The following is an 808-nucleotide window of genomic DNA, read 5'->3' as shown; positions in this document are numbered from 1 at the left end:
GTTTGTCGGCCTGCGTCGTCGTACGCATAAGCGTACTCGGATATAAGGCTGCCGTCCGGTTTCTTGTTCACGAGCTTCATCAACCGGTTGTTTTTGTCAAACGCATACTCTTCCTTCACTCCGCCCTCGTAAGCAATCGACGTCCGGTTGCCGTTCTCGTCGTAGGTGTAGGCAGTTGTCTTGCCTTGGAACGATACGGTCGACATCCGGCTTGACTTGTCGTAAGTGTAGGATGTAACGAAGCCTTTGGAATCCGTGACGGTTTCGATGCTGCCTACGGCGTCATAGGTGTAGGCAATCTGCGTAATTCCGCCTTTGGAAATCTGCAGGATACGGTTATTCCCGTCGTACGTATAACTGCTTGCCCCGCTCTCGTCGGTCATCGACGCCCGGTTGCCCGCTTCGTCGTACGTATAAGCGATCGAATCGCCTGTTTCTTTGACGGTTCTTTCCAGCAGCAGGTTCCTGTTGTCGTACACATAACGGGTATGGTTGCCGTTGCGGTCGGTCATCTCCGCTGCGTTCAGAGCCAGATCATAGCGATACGCGATCGATTGACTCAACGCGTTCGTGACCGAACGCAGCAATCCGAACGCCCCGTAGCGGTAGCGGGTGACTTTCCCTTTGCCGTCCGTCATGTCCAGCTTGTTGCCGGCCATGTCGTAGCTGTATGCAACGCTGACGTCTAACGGGTCGGTGACCCGGATGAGACGTCCGGCAGGATCGTAATCGTACGATTTGGCATGGCCTAATGCGTCCGTCTCCTTGACTTTCTCGCCCGCCGGATTGTATTGGTACAGAGCGGTGA

The 808-nt window shown here is 54.8% G+C and carries 1 protein-coding gene; it reads right to left on the bottom strand.

Features of this window, described 5'->3' with window-relative positions; translation table 11 throughout:
* On the bottom strand, positions 1 to 808 hold an 808-nt coding region (locus AC3G2T_RS38755; protein WP_488438824.1), incomplete at both ends, for a hypothetical protein.

Source organism: Paenibacillus sp. sgz302191, assembly GCF_057749925.1.
This window is presented reverse-complemented; position numbering and strand designations above follow the sequence as displayed.